The sequence below is a fragment of the Burkholderia sp. RS01 genome (assembly GCF_039748055.1).
Lineage (GTDB): Bacteria > Actinomycetota > Actinomycetes > Actinomycetales > Micrococcaceae > Arthrobacter.
The window spans coordinates 1-14,873 of sequence record NZ_JBDLAK010000041.1; the positions used below are offsets into that span (position 1 = coordinate 1).

At 65.8% G+C, this 14,873-nt stretch carries 13 protein-coding genes; 9 read left to right on the forward strand and 4 right to left on the reverse strand.

The window, feature by feature from the left end; translation table 11 throughout:
• Nucleotides 1-237 precede the first annotated feature (237 nt).
• Entirely contained in the window at nucleotides 238-417 is a 180-nt protein-coding gene (locus ABFP37_RS22145; RefSeq protein ID WP_347034989.1) for a hypothetical protein, read from the reverse strand.
• 421 nt (nucleotides 418-838) lie between these two features.
• On the opposite strand from ABFP37_RS22145, the gene ABFP37_RS22150 reads away from it, so the two are divergent.
• Entirely contained in the window at nucleotides 839-1,549 is a 711-nt protein-coding gene (locus ABFP37_RS22150) for a hypothetical protein (protein WP_347034990.1), read from the forward strand.
• A gap of 515 nt (nucleotides 1,550-2,064) precedes the next feature.
• Here the strand turns inward: ABFP37_RS22150 and ABFP37_RS22155 are convergent.
• Entirely contained in the window at nucleotides 2,065-2,649 is a 585-nt protein-coding gene (locus tag ABFP37_RS22155) for a MarR family transcriptional regulator (RefSeq protein WP_078028476.1), read from the reverse strand.
• 328 nt (nucleotides 2,650-2,977) lie between these two features.
• Here ABFP37_RS22155 and ABFP37_RS22160 point away from each other — a divergent pair, with 328 nt between their 5' ends.
• The 8 genes from ABFP37_RS22160 to ABFP37_RS22195 all read left to right on the forward strand — a co-directional run bounded on the left by ABFP37_RS22160 (nucleotide 2,978) and on the right by ABFP37_RS22195 (nucleotide 12,015).
• A complete protein-coding gene (locus ABFP37_RS22160; RefSeq protein WP_347034991.1) occupies nucleotides 2,978-3,937 on the forward strand; it encodes a hypothetical protein in 960 nt (319 codons plus the stop codon).
• On the forward strand, nucleotides 3,934-4,356 hold the full coding sequence (locus tag ABFP37_RS22165; protein WP_078028478.1) for a phage holin family protein: 423 nt from the start codon (nucleotides 3,934-3,936) through the stop codon (nucleotides 4,354-4,356). The genes ABFP37_RS22160 and ABFP37_RS22165 overlap by 4 nt, the downstream gene beginning before the upstream one ends.
• Complete coding sequence (locus tag ABFP37_RS22170) at nucleotides 4,353-4,949, forward strand: DUF3618 domain-containing protein (RefSeq protein WP_144275809.1); 597 nt, start codon at nucleotides 4,353-4,355, stop codon at nucleotides 4,947-4,949. The genes ABFP37_RS22165 and ABFP37_RS22170 overlap by 4 nt, the downstream gene beginning before the upstream one ends.
• Before the next feature lie 276 nt (nucleotides 4,950-5,225).
• On the forward strand, nucleotides 5,226-6,662 hold the full coding sequence (locus tag ABFP37_RS22175; protein ID WP_078028479.1) for a flotillin family protein: 1,437 nt from the start codon (nucleotides 5,226-5,228) through the stop codon (nucleotides 6,660-6,662).
• A gap of 4 nt (nucleotides 6,663-6,666) precedes the next feature.
• A complete protein-coding gene (locus tag ABFP37_RS22180) occupies nucleotides 6,667-6,903 on the forward strand; it encodes a hypothetical protein (protein ID WP_347034992.1) in 237 nt (78 codons plus the stop codon).
• Between the two features lie 134 nt (nucleotides 6,904-7,037).
• Nucleotides 7,038-8,333, forward strand: coding sequence for a glycosyltransferase family 1 protein (locus ABFP37_RS22185; protein WP_347034993.1), 1,296 nt, complete (start codon nucleotides 7,038-7,040; stop codon nucleotides 8,331-8,333).
• Nucleotides 8,330-9,718 (forward strand): UDP-glucose/GDP-mannose dehydrogenase family protein, encoded by a 1,389-nt coding sequence (locus ABFP37_RS22190; protein WP_078028480.1) that lies wholly within the window; start codon nucleotides 8,330-8,332, stop codon nucleotides 9,716-9,718. Before ABFP37_RS22185 ends, ABFP37_RS22190 begins: the two co-directional genes overlap by 4 nt.
• A 143-nt stretch (nucleotides 9,719-9,861) precedes the next feature.
• Entirely contained in the window at nucleotides 9,862-12,015 is a 2,154-nt protein-coding gene (locus ABFP37_RS22195) for an EAL domain-containing protein (RefSeq protein ID WP_347034994.1), read from the forward strand.
• 16 nt (nucleotides 12,016-12,031) lie between these two features.
• On the opposite strand, the gene ABFP37_RS22200 is transcribed toward ABFP37_RS22195, so the two are convergent.
• Both ABFP37_RS22200 and ABFP37_RS22205 read right to left on the reverse strand, forming a co-directional pair.
• Complete coding sequence (locus ABFP37_RS22200; RefSeq protein ID WP_347034995.1) at nucleotides 12,032-12,886, reverse strand: SDR family NAD(P)-dependent oxidoreductase; 855 nt, start codon at nucleotides 12,884-12,886, stop codon at nucleotides 12,032-12,034.
• Between the two features lie 142 nt (nucleotides 12,887-13,028).
• On the reverse strand, nucleotides 13,029-14,531 hold the full coding sequence (locus ABFP37_RS22205; protein ID WP_347034996.1) for an alkaline phosphatase family protein: 1,503 nt from the start codon (nucleotides 14,529-14,531) through the stop codon (nucleotides 13,029-13,031).
• Nucleotides 14,532-14,873 lie beyond the last annotated feature (342 nt).

A 14,873-nucleotide genomic window follows, 5' to 3' on the forward strand; every position in this document is an offset into this window, starting at 1 on the left:
CCGCCTCTTGGTGGCGGAACAGACCGTGGCCCGGCAACCCACGAACCTCTTTGAACCCGAGGTTCCAGTCCTACATCAGGGACCGGCCCGCCACACTTCATATCGTCTAGCAGTCCCGCAAAACCAGGCGCTGCGGCTTCACCGCCGGCATCTCCCCCGATTCGCTGGCGCCTGCCGGCACCCATGACCGCCACCTCCTCAGACCCCCAACTGCGGAGGCGGCACCTCAACAGGGTTCTAGAAGCGGATCAGGGAGTACGGCTGGCTCGGCAAATTGCCCGCCGTCCAGGGGCGCTGCGACGGCTCGGCGGGCATGTGGCCGCGTCCCTCGCGCAGGACTTCCCTCACCGTGGCGGCAATGGCCACAACGGCAATCACTGCCAGAACCAGCAGGACGACGGCGATCGAACCGGACATTCCTCCAACACCTCTTGCTTTAATTTTACGGCGGAGGAACCGGCGGATCGCTGTCAGCGGCCCACAAATCAGCGGCCAAATTGGCGCTGGGATATTTTTTGTCTAGACGGAACCGCTGGCCGGGCATATTCTGGTTTCCCATTGCCTCTGGGGGGTGTATCGGATGGGCGGCAGCAGCGTGCGTCTCGTTTGCTCTGTTGCCGTGCGCTCGTTCTTGGCCCCCGCCATCCTTGCCTTGGCATGGCTGATATGGGGGTCCGCCGCTGCGGAGGCCTCGACTTTGGATGCGGGCCCGGCCGGGATTGCTGCCAGTTCCGCTTCAGATCTCATTGCGTCGCCTGCCGCAAAACCGTTGCGGGCTGCGCCTGCCGACCCGGCGATCCCGAACCTCAAGGCTCCCGTCGCCACCACAATTTCCGCCGTGGCGAGCACCGCAGACTCCGTGACCGGAACGGCCAGCGCTGTGGTGGGCACCGCCAACACCACAGTGGGCAGTGCGACGGGCGCCGCCAACACCACAGTGGGCAGTGCGACGGGCACCGCCAACACGGTAGTCGGCGAGGCGGCCGCCGTCGCATCAACGGTGACCAAGCCGGCGGCCCCGGTGTTGGCGGAAGCGAACGAGGTCATTGGCGTCGTAGAGGGCGCTGTTCCCTCCGTACCGCCGGTGGAATCGCTGCCGGGCGTGCCGCCGGTAGTGACATCCCCGCGGGTCGATGCCCCTGAAGCTGCCGCAGCGGATAAGGCGCAAGCCGCACCGTCCCTCGGCGCAGGCAACGAATCGAAAGCCACTACACCCGCTCGCGCCACAGCAGTGCCGACATTCGATGTGGCCGGCCCGTCGCTGGCGCAGCTTCAGATGACAACTCCCCACCGGCCTGAGGCAGCCGGAGCAATCCGGTCGGCACCCCTTGGCCTGCCCCGCGCCACGCTGCCCCTGGAACCGGTCGCATCCCTTGCAGAGGGCCCGTCCGGATCGTCGTCCTCAGCGGCACAAGGTTCCGGCGTCCAGGCGGCCGACGTCGCCGGATCTTGGAGCGGCATGAACCTCCGTTCCGGCGCACGGACCCATGACGCCAGCCAATCCGTCCCTGCCAGCCCCGCCTTCGATCCGGGGTCTTCTCCCGACTGAACAGGTCAACTCTGCCCTCATCACGGCAGAAATGACCACCTGCGCCATCGGCGTACGGCTCAAAAGTTCAGTCAGGAGAAAATGTCATGTCTACACACACCCAACTTCCCGCTGCCCCGCGTCCTGCCCTGCAATCATCCGGAGCCGTTCGCGGCCACTCAGCCCAGGCCCGGTCGGGCATCGGCAACTGGCCCGATCCCATGTCAGGAATCATCGGCAACTGGCCGGACCCGATGGGCCGGCGCAGCTTGCCTGCCAGGTCTTAGGTCGCCTCGGTCAACCGAAGAAGTCCTGGAAGGGATCACTCAGCAGAATCACGGACGACGTTTGTGCCCGCGCTGCCAGGCGGCGGCGCGGGGACGACGTTGAAATCCGTCACCCTAGACGTACCGGCCACCCGCCGTCCGGGCGCCCTGGGCTCTCAGCCCGCACTTAGGGAAAGGCCCTGTTTAGGGCCACGGCGTTTGAAGCCCGGGCATCGCGCAAGGCCCCAGCGCCTTTTGAAGCCTCAGGGTCTATGAGTCCTCAGTGAAATCCGTTACGTCCGGCGCCCGGTCGGCGGACTGTTGCGCTGCGCCCGGAGGCGTCGTAGCGCCAGGGTTCTCCGTCGCCGTGGGGCGGTCCGCTCCGCTTGGCGCCTCGGTCGCCGCTTCCTCCCTGCCCGTCGCACGGGCCCGGTGCGGACCGGGAAAGTAGCTGATCACCCGCGCCAGTTCGCGACTCAAGACAGCCCCCTCGGCCAAGTTCGGCGGCAGGGCATCCTTCTCCACCTCGCGGGCAGCCGCCAAGGCGCCAAGCCCTGCGTCCGTGATGGCCACATCATTGCTGCGCCTGTCGCGGGAACTCGACGTGCGCGTCACCAGACCCTCGCCTTCAAGCCGCGCGAGCACCCTGCCGAGCGACTGGCTGCGGACTTTGATCTCGGCGGCCAGATTCTCCTGATTGAGCGGACCCGCGGTGAGCCCCTGAAGGGCAATGACGGCCGCGTGTGTGAGCCCCAGGTCTGCAAGCGCCTGATCTTGGCGGCGCTGGATGAGTCGGGCTGCCATGGACAGCAACTGATGAGGGCCCCACGGCTCAGCGTCAGCATTCGGGACCATCGGTGTCATCCTTCTTTCTCAAGTCCGAGTCGGTCGGGAGCCCGGCCCTCGACGCTGGAAAGCACCAAGGTGGCTGGCCAGGACGCGTCACCGCCCGTGAACTGCCTGAGCGCCGGAGTTCCGCGATGCCGGCGGCAAGTACCGTCAACGCCGTCGGTATCGATCCGCTCCACCATAAGCATGCTTACCATCCCGGGGGCAAGCTTCCTTCGGTTATTCCCGAGATTGCAAAGGGTGCTTACTATTTAATAGTAATCATGCTTACTATTGCATGCCAGCAATGCTGGTTCCTGAAACAGCAGCTGACCTTTTCGGAAAGAGAGCGAAGATGACAGAGAACCAATGGCCGCAGGACGGTAGCCTCACCGTTCCCCCGGCTACACAGAACTCAACGGCATATGGCTCGGGCCTCTCCGGGAGCCCAGCGTCAGCCTCGAAGACCGACACGGCCAAAGAAGAAGCCGCGAACGTGGCCGACCAAGCAGCAGGGGCCGCCCAGAACGTGGCGGGGACGGCAAAGGCGGAGGCAGCTAACGTTGCCTCCGAAGTGAAGACGAACGCCCGGGACCTTCTGCACCAGGCGAAATCTGACCTCACCAGCCAGGCAGGAACGCAACAGCAGAAGGTCGCCGCCGGACTCCGGAACATCTCCGGCGAACTGCACAGCATGGCCAGCGCCTCGGACCAGCCCGGTGTCGCCTCGGACCTGGTTCGCCAGGCTGCGGAGCGCTCACAGGCGGTCGCTTCCTGGCTGGACAACCGGGACCCGGGATCACTGCTGGACGAGGTCAAGTCCTTTGCACGCCAGCGCCCCGGCGCATTCCTGCTCATCGCGGCCGGGGCAGGCGTCCTGGCAGGCCGGCTGGGCAGGAGCCTGCAGGCCGGAGCCCCGGACGCCAGTTCCGCGACGGGCACGACTGTGCCCCCTCAGCCGGTCCAGCCTCCGGTGGCCGAAGGCATCGTCGGCGCGGGCGCCGGAGACGCGGGCGCCGGAGAACCGTTCTACGACCATGCTGAACTCAGCGAGCCTGCCTACACCGCCACCGCTTATGGAGAACCCGCCAGCGTGGAACCGGCCTACGGCGAGCCGCCCTACGGTGAGCCGGCACCGGGCGCCCCGGGGTATGGTCAGCCCGCCTACGCCGAACCCGCCAGCGCGGAACCGGCCTTCGGCGAGACCGCACCCGGCGAACCCGCTTACGGTGAGCCACGGGGTACCACCGCGCCCGGCGTTCCGCTGCGCGATGCAGATGACCCCAATGCCGAGGGTGAAGGACGCCACCTGTGAGCAGCGAAATTCCGTCCACACCCGCACACGCCAAGGCGGACTCCACCTCCTTGGGCGATCTCCTCGGGGAGGTTTCCCGGGACATATCGACCCTGATGCGCCAGGAAGTGGAACTCGCCAAGGCCGAAGCGAAGCAGTCCGCAACCAAGGCCGGCAAGGGCGGCGGCATGCTTGCCGGCGCCGGCGTGGCCGGGCACTTCGTCCTCCTGTTCCTGTCCGTCGCACTCTGGTACGCACTGGGCGAACTGATGGGCCTTGGCTGGTCCGCCGTCGTCGTCGCAGTGCTCTGGGGCATCATCGCGGCGGTACTGGCATCGATGGGCCGCAAGGAACTCAAAGCGATCAAGGGCATGCCCCAGACCGTTGAGACCGTCCAGGAAATCCCGCCCACCCTGAAACCCAATGGAGACCACCGATGAGTGAAAACCCGGACGCCATCCGCGCCGACATTGAAGCCACCCGCGCGCGCCTCGGCACTAACGTGGACGCGGTTGCTGACAAAGTAACACCGTCCAACATCGTCCACAGGCAGACCGACAAGGTCAAAGACGCCGTATTCGGAGTGAAGGAGAAAGTCATGGGAGCAGCGGACCACGCTTCAGGCGGCGTCCACTCGGCCACTAGTTCTGCCGGATCGACCATTGGCGACGCGGGCTCAGCCATCGGCGATGCGCCGCACAAGGCAGCCGTGAAAACGCAGGGCAATCCCCTTGCGGCGGGGCTGATCGCCTTCGGCGCCGGGCTTCTCGTGTCGTCGCTGATCCCGCCGAGCCAGAAGGAGCGGGAGGCTGCCGATGCCCTGAAGACAGCCGCGGAACCGGTCACCGCGCAACTGACCGAGGCCGCAAAGGACGTCGCCCAGGGCCTCAAGGAACCCGCCCAGGAAGCCATGGAAAACGTCAAAGCCACGACCACCGACGCTGCCGAGCACGTCAAGGGAGAAGGCCAGGCGGCCGTCTCCGACGTCAAGGACAGCGCCACGGACGCCAAGGACCGCGTCCAGAACACCTAAGTCTCTGACGACGACGACGGCCGCCTCGCCTCCGGGCAGGGCGGCCGTTTTCGTGCCAGCGCCAGGTGGCTACTGCCGGGTACGTGCCCAGATTCCGGATGGCGGAATTGCTGGACTTCTGCGCTCTGACCTGCCCAAACTGTCTATTACAGCTGGGATTCCCGCAGCTCGAGGTTCACCAGCGTTGCTGTTCCTGCAGTCAACCAAGCAGGATTTGGCTTCCGTCTTTGGGGGTCTCCCGTTAGACCATTTTGATTGCTCGGAAAGGACCCGGCCATGGAGAACCTGGCAGCCTTCCTCCCCCTCATCGCCACCATCGCGGCGGTGCTCGGCGGGATTGCGGCGATTTGGCTGGCCGTGAAGCTGATGTGGAAGGTGGCTGAACCAAACGAAGCACTCATTATTTCCGGGCTGACGCGCGGCACGCTGGAGAACACCGACGGGATGGACTTCAAAATCGTCACGGGCAAAGGCGCCCTGGTGGTCCCCGGGCTGCAGACGGTCCGGGCCCTCTCCCTGACGCTGAACGAAACGGAACTCAAAGTCTCCTGTGTGACGTCCCAGGGCATCCAGGTGATCGTGGACGGCGTGGTGATTTACAAGATCGGCGACGCCCCGGCCTTTATCGCCAATGCTGCACGCAGGTTCCTCGGCCAGCAGCCAAAAATGGAAAGCCAGGTCTACAACGTCTTTGAAGGCCACCTGCGGTCAATCATCGGCAGCATGACGGTCGAGGAAATTATCCGCGAGCGCGACAAACTGGCATCACAGGTCCGCGGCGCGAGCGGCGTAGAGATGGAGAAGCTCGGCCTAGTGGTCGATTCACTGCAAATCAAGGACCTGCAGGATCCCACCGGCTACATTCAAAACATCGCCAAGCCGCACATCGCGCAGGTCAAGATGGAAGCCCGCATCGCCGAGGCCACCAGGAACCGCGAAGCGGCCGAGAAGGAAGCCGAGGCGGCGGCGCAGATTGCCGACGCGCAGAGCGTCTCGGCCATCAAGCAGTCCGTGGCCCAGGCCAATGCCGAACGGGCACGCGCCAACGCAGCACAGGCCGGCCCGCTGGCAGACGCAACAGCGCGCCAGCAGGTGGTGGTCCAGGAAACTGAGGTGGCCAAGCTTGAGGCCGACCGTGAGGAGCAGAAACTCCAGACCACCATCCGCAAACCCGCCGATGCCAAGGCGTACGCCCAGCGGACCGAGGCTGAAGCGCAGAAGGCCGCCGATATCAGCGCCGCCGAAGCACGGGCCAAGCGCACCGAGCTCGAGGCCCAGGCCAACGCCCGGCGGGTGGAAGTCGAGGCACAGGCAAGCGCAACTGCCGCCGCGGCCATCGCCGGCGCCACGCGGGTGACAGGTGAAGCTGAAGCCGCCGCGACGAAGGCACGCGGCGATGCTGCCGCCTCCGCGATCAAGGCCAAGGCCCTGGCAGAAGCCGACGGCATCAAGGCCCGCGGTGAGGCCCTCGAAAGCAACCAGGACGCCGTCATCGCCCAGCAGCTGGCGGAGAACATGCCGGCCATCGTGGCAGCTGCCGCGGAACCGTTCGGCCATGTGGACCAGCTGACGGTCCTGAACGGCGCCGACGGCCTCAACAGCATGGTCGGCGGAATCCTCTCCCAGGCCGGCACCTTCCTGCCCCGCCTATCGTCCGCGCTCAAGAACGGGCAGGATCCGGCCAAACGGCCTCCGAAGACTCCCGGTGCATAGGAATGTGGACCGGAGCCTGACCGGAAAGATCGGCAGGGTCACCGGTTTGATCGGGCCAGGAACCATCGGCGAGATCATGCTTCCGTACCGGGGCGGAACCAGCGCCTTCCATGCCCACCCGTTCGACAAGGTCAGTGTCTTCCGGGTCGGGGAAAAGGTGCTGGTGATCTACTTCGAACCGCCCCAGACCGTCTACGTGGACGAGCTGCCGGACATCCTCCGGCCCGACACCGCTGGTTGAGCCTGCCGAAACCCGCCGAACCCGCCGCGCCGGTTGAGCCTGCCGAAACCCGCCGACTTCGTGTTAACCCAACCTTCCCCTCCCGGTAACGCCTGCTCCCCCGCAGTGTCAGACGCCGGGCACACCGTGGAGGGGTGAGGATCGCAATCGTTGCCGAATCATTCCTGCCGCTGATGAACGGGGTTACGCACTCCATCCTGCGGGTGCTGGAGCATCTGCAGGAACGGGGCGATGAGGTGCTGGTGATTGCGCCGTCGACGTCGGACACAGATGTTCTCGACGTTGTGCACGGGGCCGTTGTGCACCGGCTCCCCTCCGTGCCGCTGGCCGGATACACGAACGTGCGGGTGGCGTTGGGCGGTGTGTACCGGGTCAAGCGAATCCTTGCCGATTACGCACCGGACGTGGTCCACCTTGCATCACCGTTCGTCCTCGGCTGGCGGGCGGCGCAGGCGGCGCACCAGCTGGGCATCCCCACCGTGGCCATCTACCAGACCGAGGTTCCCAGCTACGCCGCCCGGTATGGCGTGCCGTTCCTGGAGAACTGGGCCTGGAACCGGGTGGAGAACATCCACCTGCTGGCCTCCCGGACGCTGGTGCCGTCCACCTTCGCGCTGAACCAGCTGCGCGGCCGCGGGATTCCGCGGGTGGACATGTGGCGGCGCGGTGTGGACACCGCGCGTTTTGCGCCGGGAAAGCGCGACGACGGCTGGCGGGCTTCGATGGCGCCCGGCGGCGAGCGGATCATCGGCTACGTGGGCCGGCTCGCGATTGAGAAGCAGGTGGAGGACCTGGCCGTGCTGGCCGATGTTCCTGGCACCCGGCTGGTGATCGTGGGGAACGGGCCGCAGCGGGAGGCCCTTCAGGAGGCCCTGCCGGACGCCGTGTTTGCCGGTTTCCTCGGCGGCGAGGAGCTGGCCCGGGCCGTGGCCTCCTTCGACCTTTTCGTCCATCCCGGCGAATTCGAGACCTTCTGCCAGACCATCCAAGAGGCCATGGCATCGGGCGTTCCGGTGGTGGCCACGGGCCGCGGCGGCCCGCTGGACCTCGTGGAAAATTCCCGCACCGGGTGGCTGTACGAGCCCGGCGACCTGGCCGGCCTGCGCCGGCACGTCATGGACCTGATGGGCGACGACGCCAAGCGCCGGGCGTTCGCGGCTGCAGCCCACGCTTCGGTCCAGGGCCGGACGTGGCCGGCCCTGAGCGCGGAACTGGTCCGGCACTACACGTCCGTGATCGCGGGTACCCCGGTCTCGATTTCCGCTGATCGAGCCTGCCGAGATCAAGGCCCCGCGAGACCGTTGGTTGAGCCGGGGCCCACGCCGGCAGGGTCCCCTGGCCGAGCTTGCGAGGTTAGGGTGCCTGCGGTGAGCGAAACCGGAGCCGCCCGCGAAACCCGAGCCCGCGCCCCTGAAGGAGTCCCCCTGTGAAAATTTCCGTGATCGGCTGCGGCTACCTCGGCGCCGTGCACGCGGCCACGCTCGCGTCAATGGGCCACACGGTGGTGGGGATCGACGTCGATCCCGCCAAAGTGGACCACCTGGCGCGCGGGTTCGCACCGTTCTTCGAACCGGGCCTGGATGAGCTGCTCCGTGATGGCCGGGCGACCGGCCGCCTCACGTTCTCCACGGACTTCGCGGATGCCGCATCCGCCCAGGTCCATTTCCTGTGCGTGGGCACGCCGCAGTCCAAGACGTCCGACGGCGCCGACCTTACCTACCTGGTCTCCGCCACCGAAAGTCTCCTTCCGCACCTGGGCCAGGGGTCCGCCGTCGTCGGCAAATCAACGGTGCCAGTGGGCACGGTGGACATGCTCGGCGGGATGCTGGCTACCCGTCCGGACGTGCTGCTGGGCTGGAACCCGGAGTTCCTGCGGCAGGGCACTGCCGTGAAGGACACGCTGGTGCCGGACCGGCTGGTGTACGGCGTGCGGGGCGGCAGGGAGGCCGCCTTCGAGCGCGGGACCGGCGCGGCGCGAGGCGTGACGGCGGTGCTCGACGCCGTCTATGAGCCGCTGCTGTGCGCCGGCATTCCGCGGCTGGTGTGCAATTTCGCCACCGCGGAGCTGATCAAGTCGGCGTCGAACGCGTACCTGGCCACGAAGGTCAGCTTCATCAACGCGATGTCCGAACTGTGCGATGCCTCCGGCGCGGACGTCACCGAGTTGAGTGAGGCGATGGGCATGGATCCGCGCATCGGCAACCGGTACCTGCATGCCGGGTTGGGCTTCGGTGGCGGCTGCCTGCCCAAGGACATCCGCAGCTTCCGGGCGCAGGCGCAGGCGCTCGAGGTCCGGTCCGTGGACGACTGGATGGGCGTGGTGGACGCGATCAATCTCGGCCAGCGGGCACGCACCGTTGGTATCGCCCGGGAGCTGTGCGCCGGACATCTGGCCGGCCGGACAGTGACGGTGCTGGGTGCTGCGTTTAAGCCGGCAACGGACGACACCCGCGACTCCCCCGCCTTGGACGTCGCCCTCCGGCTCGCAGCGGCAGGCGCGCACGTGACGGTGACGGATCCGAAGGCCATCAACAACGCCTGGATGCGCTACCCGCAGCTGCGTTTCGAGGCCTCTACTAAGCGGGCCCTGGAAGGCGCCGAGCTGGTGTTGCTGCTCACCGAATGGGATGAGTACCGCGAGCTGTCGCCGGCCGCCGTCGGACAGCTTGTGCGACGGCGGGCGGTGCTGGACGCACGGAACGTGCTGGACGCTTCGGCATGGCGGGCGGAAGGCTGGACGGTCCGCGGTCTCGGGACGAACCAGCATGCCGACGTTCCGCTGGCTGAGCCCGCCGAAACCCGGACCGTCCGCTAACCGAGCCTGCCGAAACCCCGGCCACCACTGATTGAGCCCGTCGAAACCCCGCAAGGGTCGAGTCCGGAGGCAACGAACCTCTATGATTTCCAGAGGGGAGGACGCTCAATGAATATTTCCTGGTCTCACGTGGTGGCTGCATAATGGCCGTTCCTTTACGCCCCGGGCAACGGCTGGAAACAGGCATCGAGGGCGTGCTCTTCGACGCGCTGCCGGACGCCGTGCTGGTGATCAGCGGCGCTGGCATCATCAGCCAGGCCAACGCCGCCGCGGACCGGCTGTTCGGGTACGAACAACACCAACTGCTGGGCAAGGACCACCGCATGGCCTTTGCCGACGGGCACCGGCGCGGCTTTGAGCAGCTCTTCGCCGGCCTTCGCCAAAGCCAGGAATCCGGCCACGACGTCCCGGCCCTCACACCGTTTGAAGCCCACGGCCTGCGCAGCGACGGGACCGAGTTCCCGGCCGAGGTGGCCTGCTCTTTCCTGCGTTCGGACCACAGCACATCCGTGGTCGCAGCGGTCCGCGCGACGTTCCACCGGGAGGAGGCAGATGCCGGGCTCCGCGAGGCTATGTCACTGCTCAGTGCCACCCTGGAATCGACTGCGGACGGCATCCTGGTGGTGGGCATCGACGGAAAGATCGCCGGCATCAACGAGCAGTTCACCACCATGTGGGGCATCCCCGACGAACTCATGGCCACCGGCGATGATGCGGCCGTCATCGACTACGTGCTCGGGCTGCTCTCCAACCCAGCAGGCTTCGTGGACAAAGTCAACGAGCTGTACGCCCACCCCACGGCGGAAAGCCACGACGTCCTGGACTTCCTGGACGGCCGCACCTTTGAACGCTACTCACGCCCGCAGCGGGTAGGCAACGCGGTGGTGGGCCGCGTCTGGAGCTTCCGCGATGTGACTCCCCGGCGCCGTGCCCAGGAACAGGCGAGGCAGGCGATGGCGGAACTCGCCGAGCAGGCCGCGCAGCTCAAGGCGATGGCGTTCCAGGACCCGCTGACCGGGCTGGCCAACCGGAAGCTGTTCCACGACCAGCTGACCGAAGCCCTGCACGGCAAGGACGGCGCCGCCGTCGACGTCCTCCTCCTGGATTTGGACGATTTCAAGGAGGTCAACGACATCCTTGGCCACCACGCCGGCGACCAGATGCTGGTGGAGGTGGCCCGGCGGCTGAGGGCCTGCGTCCGGTCGGAGGACACCGTGGCCCGGCTGGGCGGCGATGAGTTCGTGGTGCTCCTCACCGGGTCCACCGACGCCGAAGCCGTGGCGGAAAACATTGTGCAGTCGCTAAACGTTCCGGTGCGGATCGAGGGATCCATGCTGCGGCCCAGCCTGAGCCTGGGGCTTTCTTCGATGTGCGAGGATGCCGTGGCGGCGTCGGAACTGCTGCGCCGGGCGGACGTGGCGATGTACGCGGCGAAGGCCGCCGGCAAGAACCGGTTCATGCGCTTCCAGCCCGAAATGATGACCGCGCTGGTGCAGCGGACGGCCATGGAAGCGGGCCTGCGGCTCGCGGTCGACGACGGCGGGATCACCGTCAATTTCCAGCCGGTCGTTTCGCCGCGGCTGGGTGAAGTGACGCAGTTCGAGGCGCTGGCGCGGTGGGCCCGCGGCGGCGAGAGCGTCCCGCCGTCGCAGTTCATTCCGACGGCGGAGCGCAGCGGACTGATCTCCACGATCGGCATGCACATGATGCGGGAAAGTTTCCTGCAGCTGCGGGCATGGCTCGGCGGACGGCTGGACCGGTCTCTCGCGGTGAACGTCTCCAGTGTGCAGCTCGGGGAGCGCGACTTCGCCGACGCCGTGCTGTGCCTGGCCGCGTCCTGCGGGATGGATCCGCGGCAGCTCGTGCTGGAGGTGACCGAGAGCGTGTTCCTCGACCCAGACGCCCACGTGATCCGGCAGCTCGGAAGCCTGCGCAACGCCGGGGTGCGGGTTGCCCTGGACGACTTCGGCACGGGCTATTCTTCGCTGGGCCGGCTTCAGGACCTGCCCGTGGACGCGGTGAAGATCGACCAGTCCTTCGTCTCGATGATCCGCACAGGGGCGGAGAAACTGCCCATCCTCAGCTCCATGATCAACATGGCACACAGCCTGGGCCTGCGGGTCACGGCGGAAGGCGTGGAGACGGCCCAACAAGCCGCCTACCTGACGGACCTGCAGTGCGATTCACTGCAGGGTTACCTGTTCTCCCATCCGGAACCCGAGTCCGGACTGGAGCTGGCCATCCTGCGCTCGGCCGACGCCATCGACGCCCTGGAGGGCCTGCGGCTGAGGCGGTGAGGCGCCGCCTTCGCTGTCAGGCGTTGTCCAGCTCAGGCTTTTCCGCCGGCTCGCTGGCCGTCACCATCTCCTGGCTGCGGTCCCACAGTTCACGTGCGAGATCGGCGTCGTAGGCCTGCTTGTTGGCCTTGGCCAGGGCGCGCTTCGCGTAGTAGGCGCCGGGTACCCAGTCCTGCCCCGGCGTCGAGGTCGCGAGCCACACGAGGGTGTCTGCGCCCTGTTCCGGAGTCAACAGGAAGCGGTTGATGATCGTCTTGTAGGCGTGCCGCATCCAGCTGGTGGACTCGGCCGCGAAGTTCGTGGCCACCACGCCAGGGTGGAAGGCCGCCGTCGAAATTCCAGCACCGCCGAAGCGGTTCTGCAGCTCCGTGGTGAACAGGATGTTCGCCAGCTTGGCAGTTCCGTAGGCACGGTTGGTCGAGTACCTCCCGGCCGAATTCAGGTCATCCAGTTCCAGCTTGCCGAACCCGTTCGCCGCGCTGGCGGTATTGATGACCGTGGCGCGGCTGGCCGTGAGCACATCCATCAGTTCGGTGGTCAGCAGGAACGGAGCCAGGTGGTTGATCTGGAACGTCTTCTCGTAGCCGTCCACGGTGAGCTCGTGCGCGCCCATGATGCCGCCGGCGTTGTTCACCAGGACATCAATCCGCGGGTACTTTTCCTTCAGCGCAGCGGCCAGCTCCCGCACCTGCGCCAGCTCGGCGAAGTCACTGACGAAGTAGTCGGCACGCAGTTCCGCGGCCACCGCTGCGGTTTTCTGCGGGGAACGCCCGACGACGACGATCCGCTCGCCTGCCTTCGCTAGGTTCCGAGCGGCTGCTGCTCCGATGCCGTCGCTGGCTCCGGTGATGACGATGGTGCGCTGGGGCATGAGGGTCCTTTGAGTGACGTCGGAGATGGCCTGGCAACCGGAACCCAAGCTGAACTGGCTCCGCTCTCACAACGACATCCGGCCGGGATATGTTCCTCGGCCGGATGTCGGCTGTTTGCTACGGAGTTGTGATTCGAGGAGGCTACAGGTTCAACGCCGGCCGAAGGCTTTGCGCCTGCCCCGCGTTGAGGAGGAGGACGTTGATTCCCAGCATTTCCTCTGTGGCCCGCAGCAGGGAGTAATGGCTGAACGAGCCCTGCACCACCCTGTTGGGGACGACCGAGGGCGCCACGACGAAGTTGGGAACGGGCGTGTCCTCGTCAAAGAGCACGAACACTGCCGTTCGCCCTGCCTGATAGCTCTGGCTGTTAAGGATGACGGGAAGCCATCCGGAAAGCCACGTGTCACCGGTTGCGATGCTGCAGTCGTGCATGTCGTTGCAGACGTTCGGCGTGATGAAGGAGAAATTCGGCAGGGTGTTGTTGGCGAGATCGCGGGCAAGGTTTCCAGAGGTTGGCGTGCCCAGCGAGATGTTGTTGGTGGCGCACGCCGTCCTGTCACCCGGACCCTGGTAATACACTTCCGGGTTGTGCCGAACCATATACAGGCCGGAGGAACTCAGCCGGCAGTTGGTGGACATGTCCTCCTGATAGCTCTTGTAGGTCAGGCCTCGTGTCCTGACCTGCCTGAAGATGTTGTCGCTGGTGATAGGCGGAAGGTTGCCGGGATTCGAGTCGCTGGTGACTCCCTGGGTGCTGCCAGAGGTCATGGCCAGATAACTGGGGAGGGACGGCAGCCCCTGGCCGGCGTCGCTCCAGGTGGAGACCGAGGCGCACTGCCGGGCAGTCTGGCTCATGTACGGCGCATTCGGGCTCCCGATGACCTGCGAGTAGGTCTTGTTCTCGAAGAGAACCCATATGACATGGTCGTAGGTCGCCGGCGGCGTCGCCGTCTGGCCGCAGGGATTGGCTGGCGGAGGCGGCGGAGGGGGCGGAGGGGGTGGAGGCGGCGGAGGCGGGGGCGGTGTTGCGTTAGTGGTCAGTATCAGCTGGGGCCGGCGGGTGGGATCTGCTGTCTCCTTCGAGCTGTAGACCACTCCGTCAGAGGACGTGTTGCTGATCCGGAACGAGTAGGTCCCGTCGCCCTTGATGACGCTGAAGACGTCCACTTCCACGAAGGTATTCTGCGTTGCGGCGCCCACCGACGCGATCACGGCGGTTTCGGCTACCGGTGCATTGTTGAAGTTGATGGTGTTTTCAACCCACGAATTGTTCAGGACCCTCCGGAACTGGCCACCGAGGTTGGACGGGTCGGCTACGAACAGCCGGAGCTTTGCCCCGGTAACGGTACTGCCCGTGCCGCTTACGGTGAATTTCAGGAACACCATTTCGACCGGTGAATTGTCGGCTTTCAGGCCGGTAGCCGTGCCGTAGTTGGTGGTCGGAGTGTCCCGTTTCACCACTGCGTCCGCAGAAGGGGAGATGGTCACGGTAGCCGCTTCCGCGGGGCCTCCGATAATCGAAATTGTGGACACGAGTAGGAAAGTTGTAGCCAGAGAGACCAACCTGGCGCGCGGAAACCGGTGCTTGAGCGGCTTCCTGCCGGTGCTCTTCCTGGTTTTGGGGAAGTCAGTTTCGATGCTCATCGGGGACTCCTAAAGCCGATGTACGCATCGTCATCGATGCGTCTGTACACCTTAGCCATATGCAGAAGGAAAAAGACCAAAGTTCTGCGGCAAAATATTTGGAATCCCGCAAACAATGATCGCGACTGGCATCTGACCAGAGCATATGCGTCGCCAGGAATATCCAACTTCCTGGAAGAAAAAGGCTCATGAGTTTGGATAAACGTTTAAGCACCAAAATTGGATAAACGTTTAAATGCGGGAGAGCCCCAACCGTGTGGTTGGGGCTCTCGACCGTGTAATGGTTGTCCGGCGGTGACCTACTCTCCCACACCCTCCCGGGTGCAGTACCATCGGCGCTGT

Excerpts from the sequence above, each read along its gene's own strand:
- ABFP37_RS22145 (WP_347034989.1), bottom strand. The coding sequence starts at position 417 with ATGTCCGGTTCGATCGCCGTCGTCCTGCTGGTTCTGGCAGTGATTGCC.
- ABFP37_RS22155 (WP_078028476.1), bottom strand. The coding sequence starts at position 2,649 with ATGGTCCCGAATGCTGACGCTGAGCCGTGGGGCCCTCATCAGTTGCTG.
- ABFP37_RS22160 (WP_347034991.1), top strand. The coding sequence starts at position 2,978 with ATGACAGAGAACCAATGGCCGCAGGACGGTAGCCTCACCGTTCCCCCG.
- ABFP37_RS22170 (WP_144275809.1), top strand. The coding sequence starts at position 4,353 with ATGAGTGAAAACCCGGACGCCATCCGCGCCGACATTGAAGCCACCCGC.
- ABFP37_RS22175 (WP_078028479.1), top strand. The coding sequence starts at position 5,226 with ATGGAGAACCTGGCAGCCTTCCTCCCCCTCATCGCCACCATCGCGGCG.
- ABFP37_RS22195 (WP_347034994.1), top strand. The coding sequence starts at position 9,862 with ATGGCCGTTCCTTTACGCCCCGGGCAACGGCTGGAAACAGGCATCGAG.
- ABFP37_RS22200 (WP_347034995.1), bottom strand. The coding sequence starts at position 12,886 with ATGCCCCAGCGCACCATCGTCATCACCGGAGCCAGCGACGGCATCGGA.
- ABFP37_RS22205 (WP_347034996.1), bottom strand. The coding sequence starts at position 14,531 with ATGAGCATCGAAACTGACTTCCCCAAAACCAGGAAGAGCACCGGCAGG.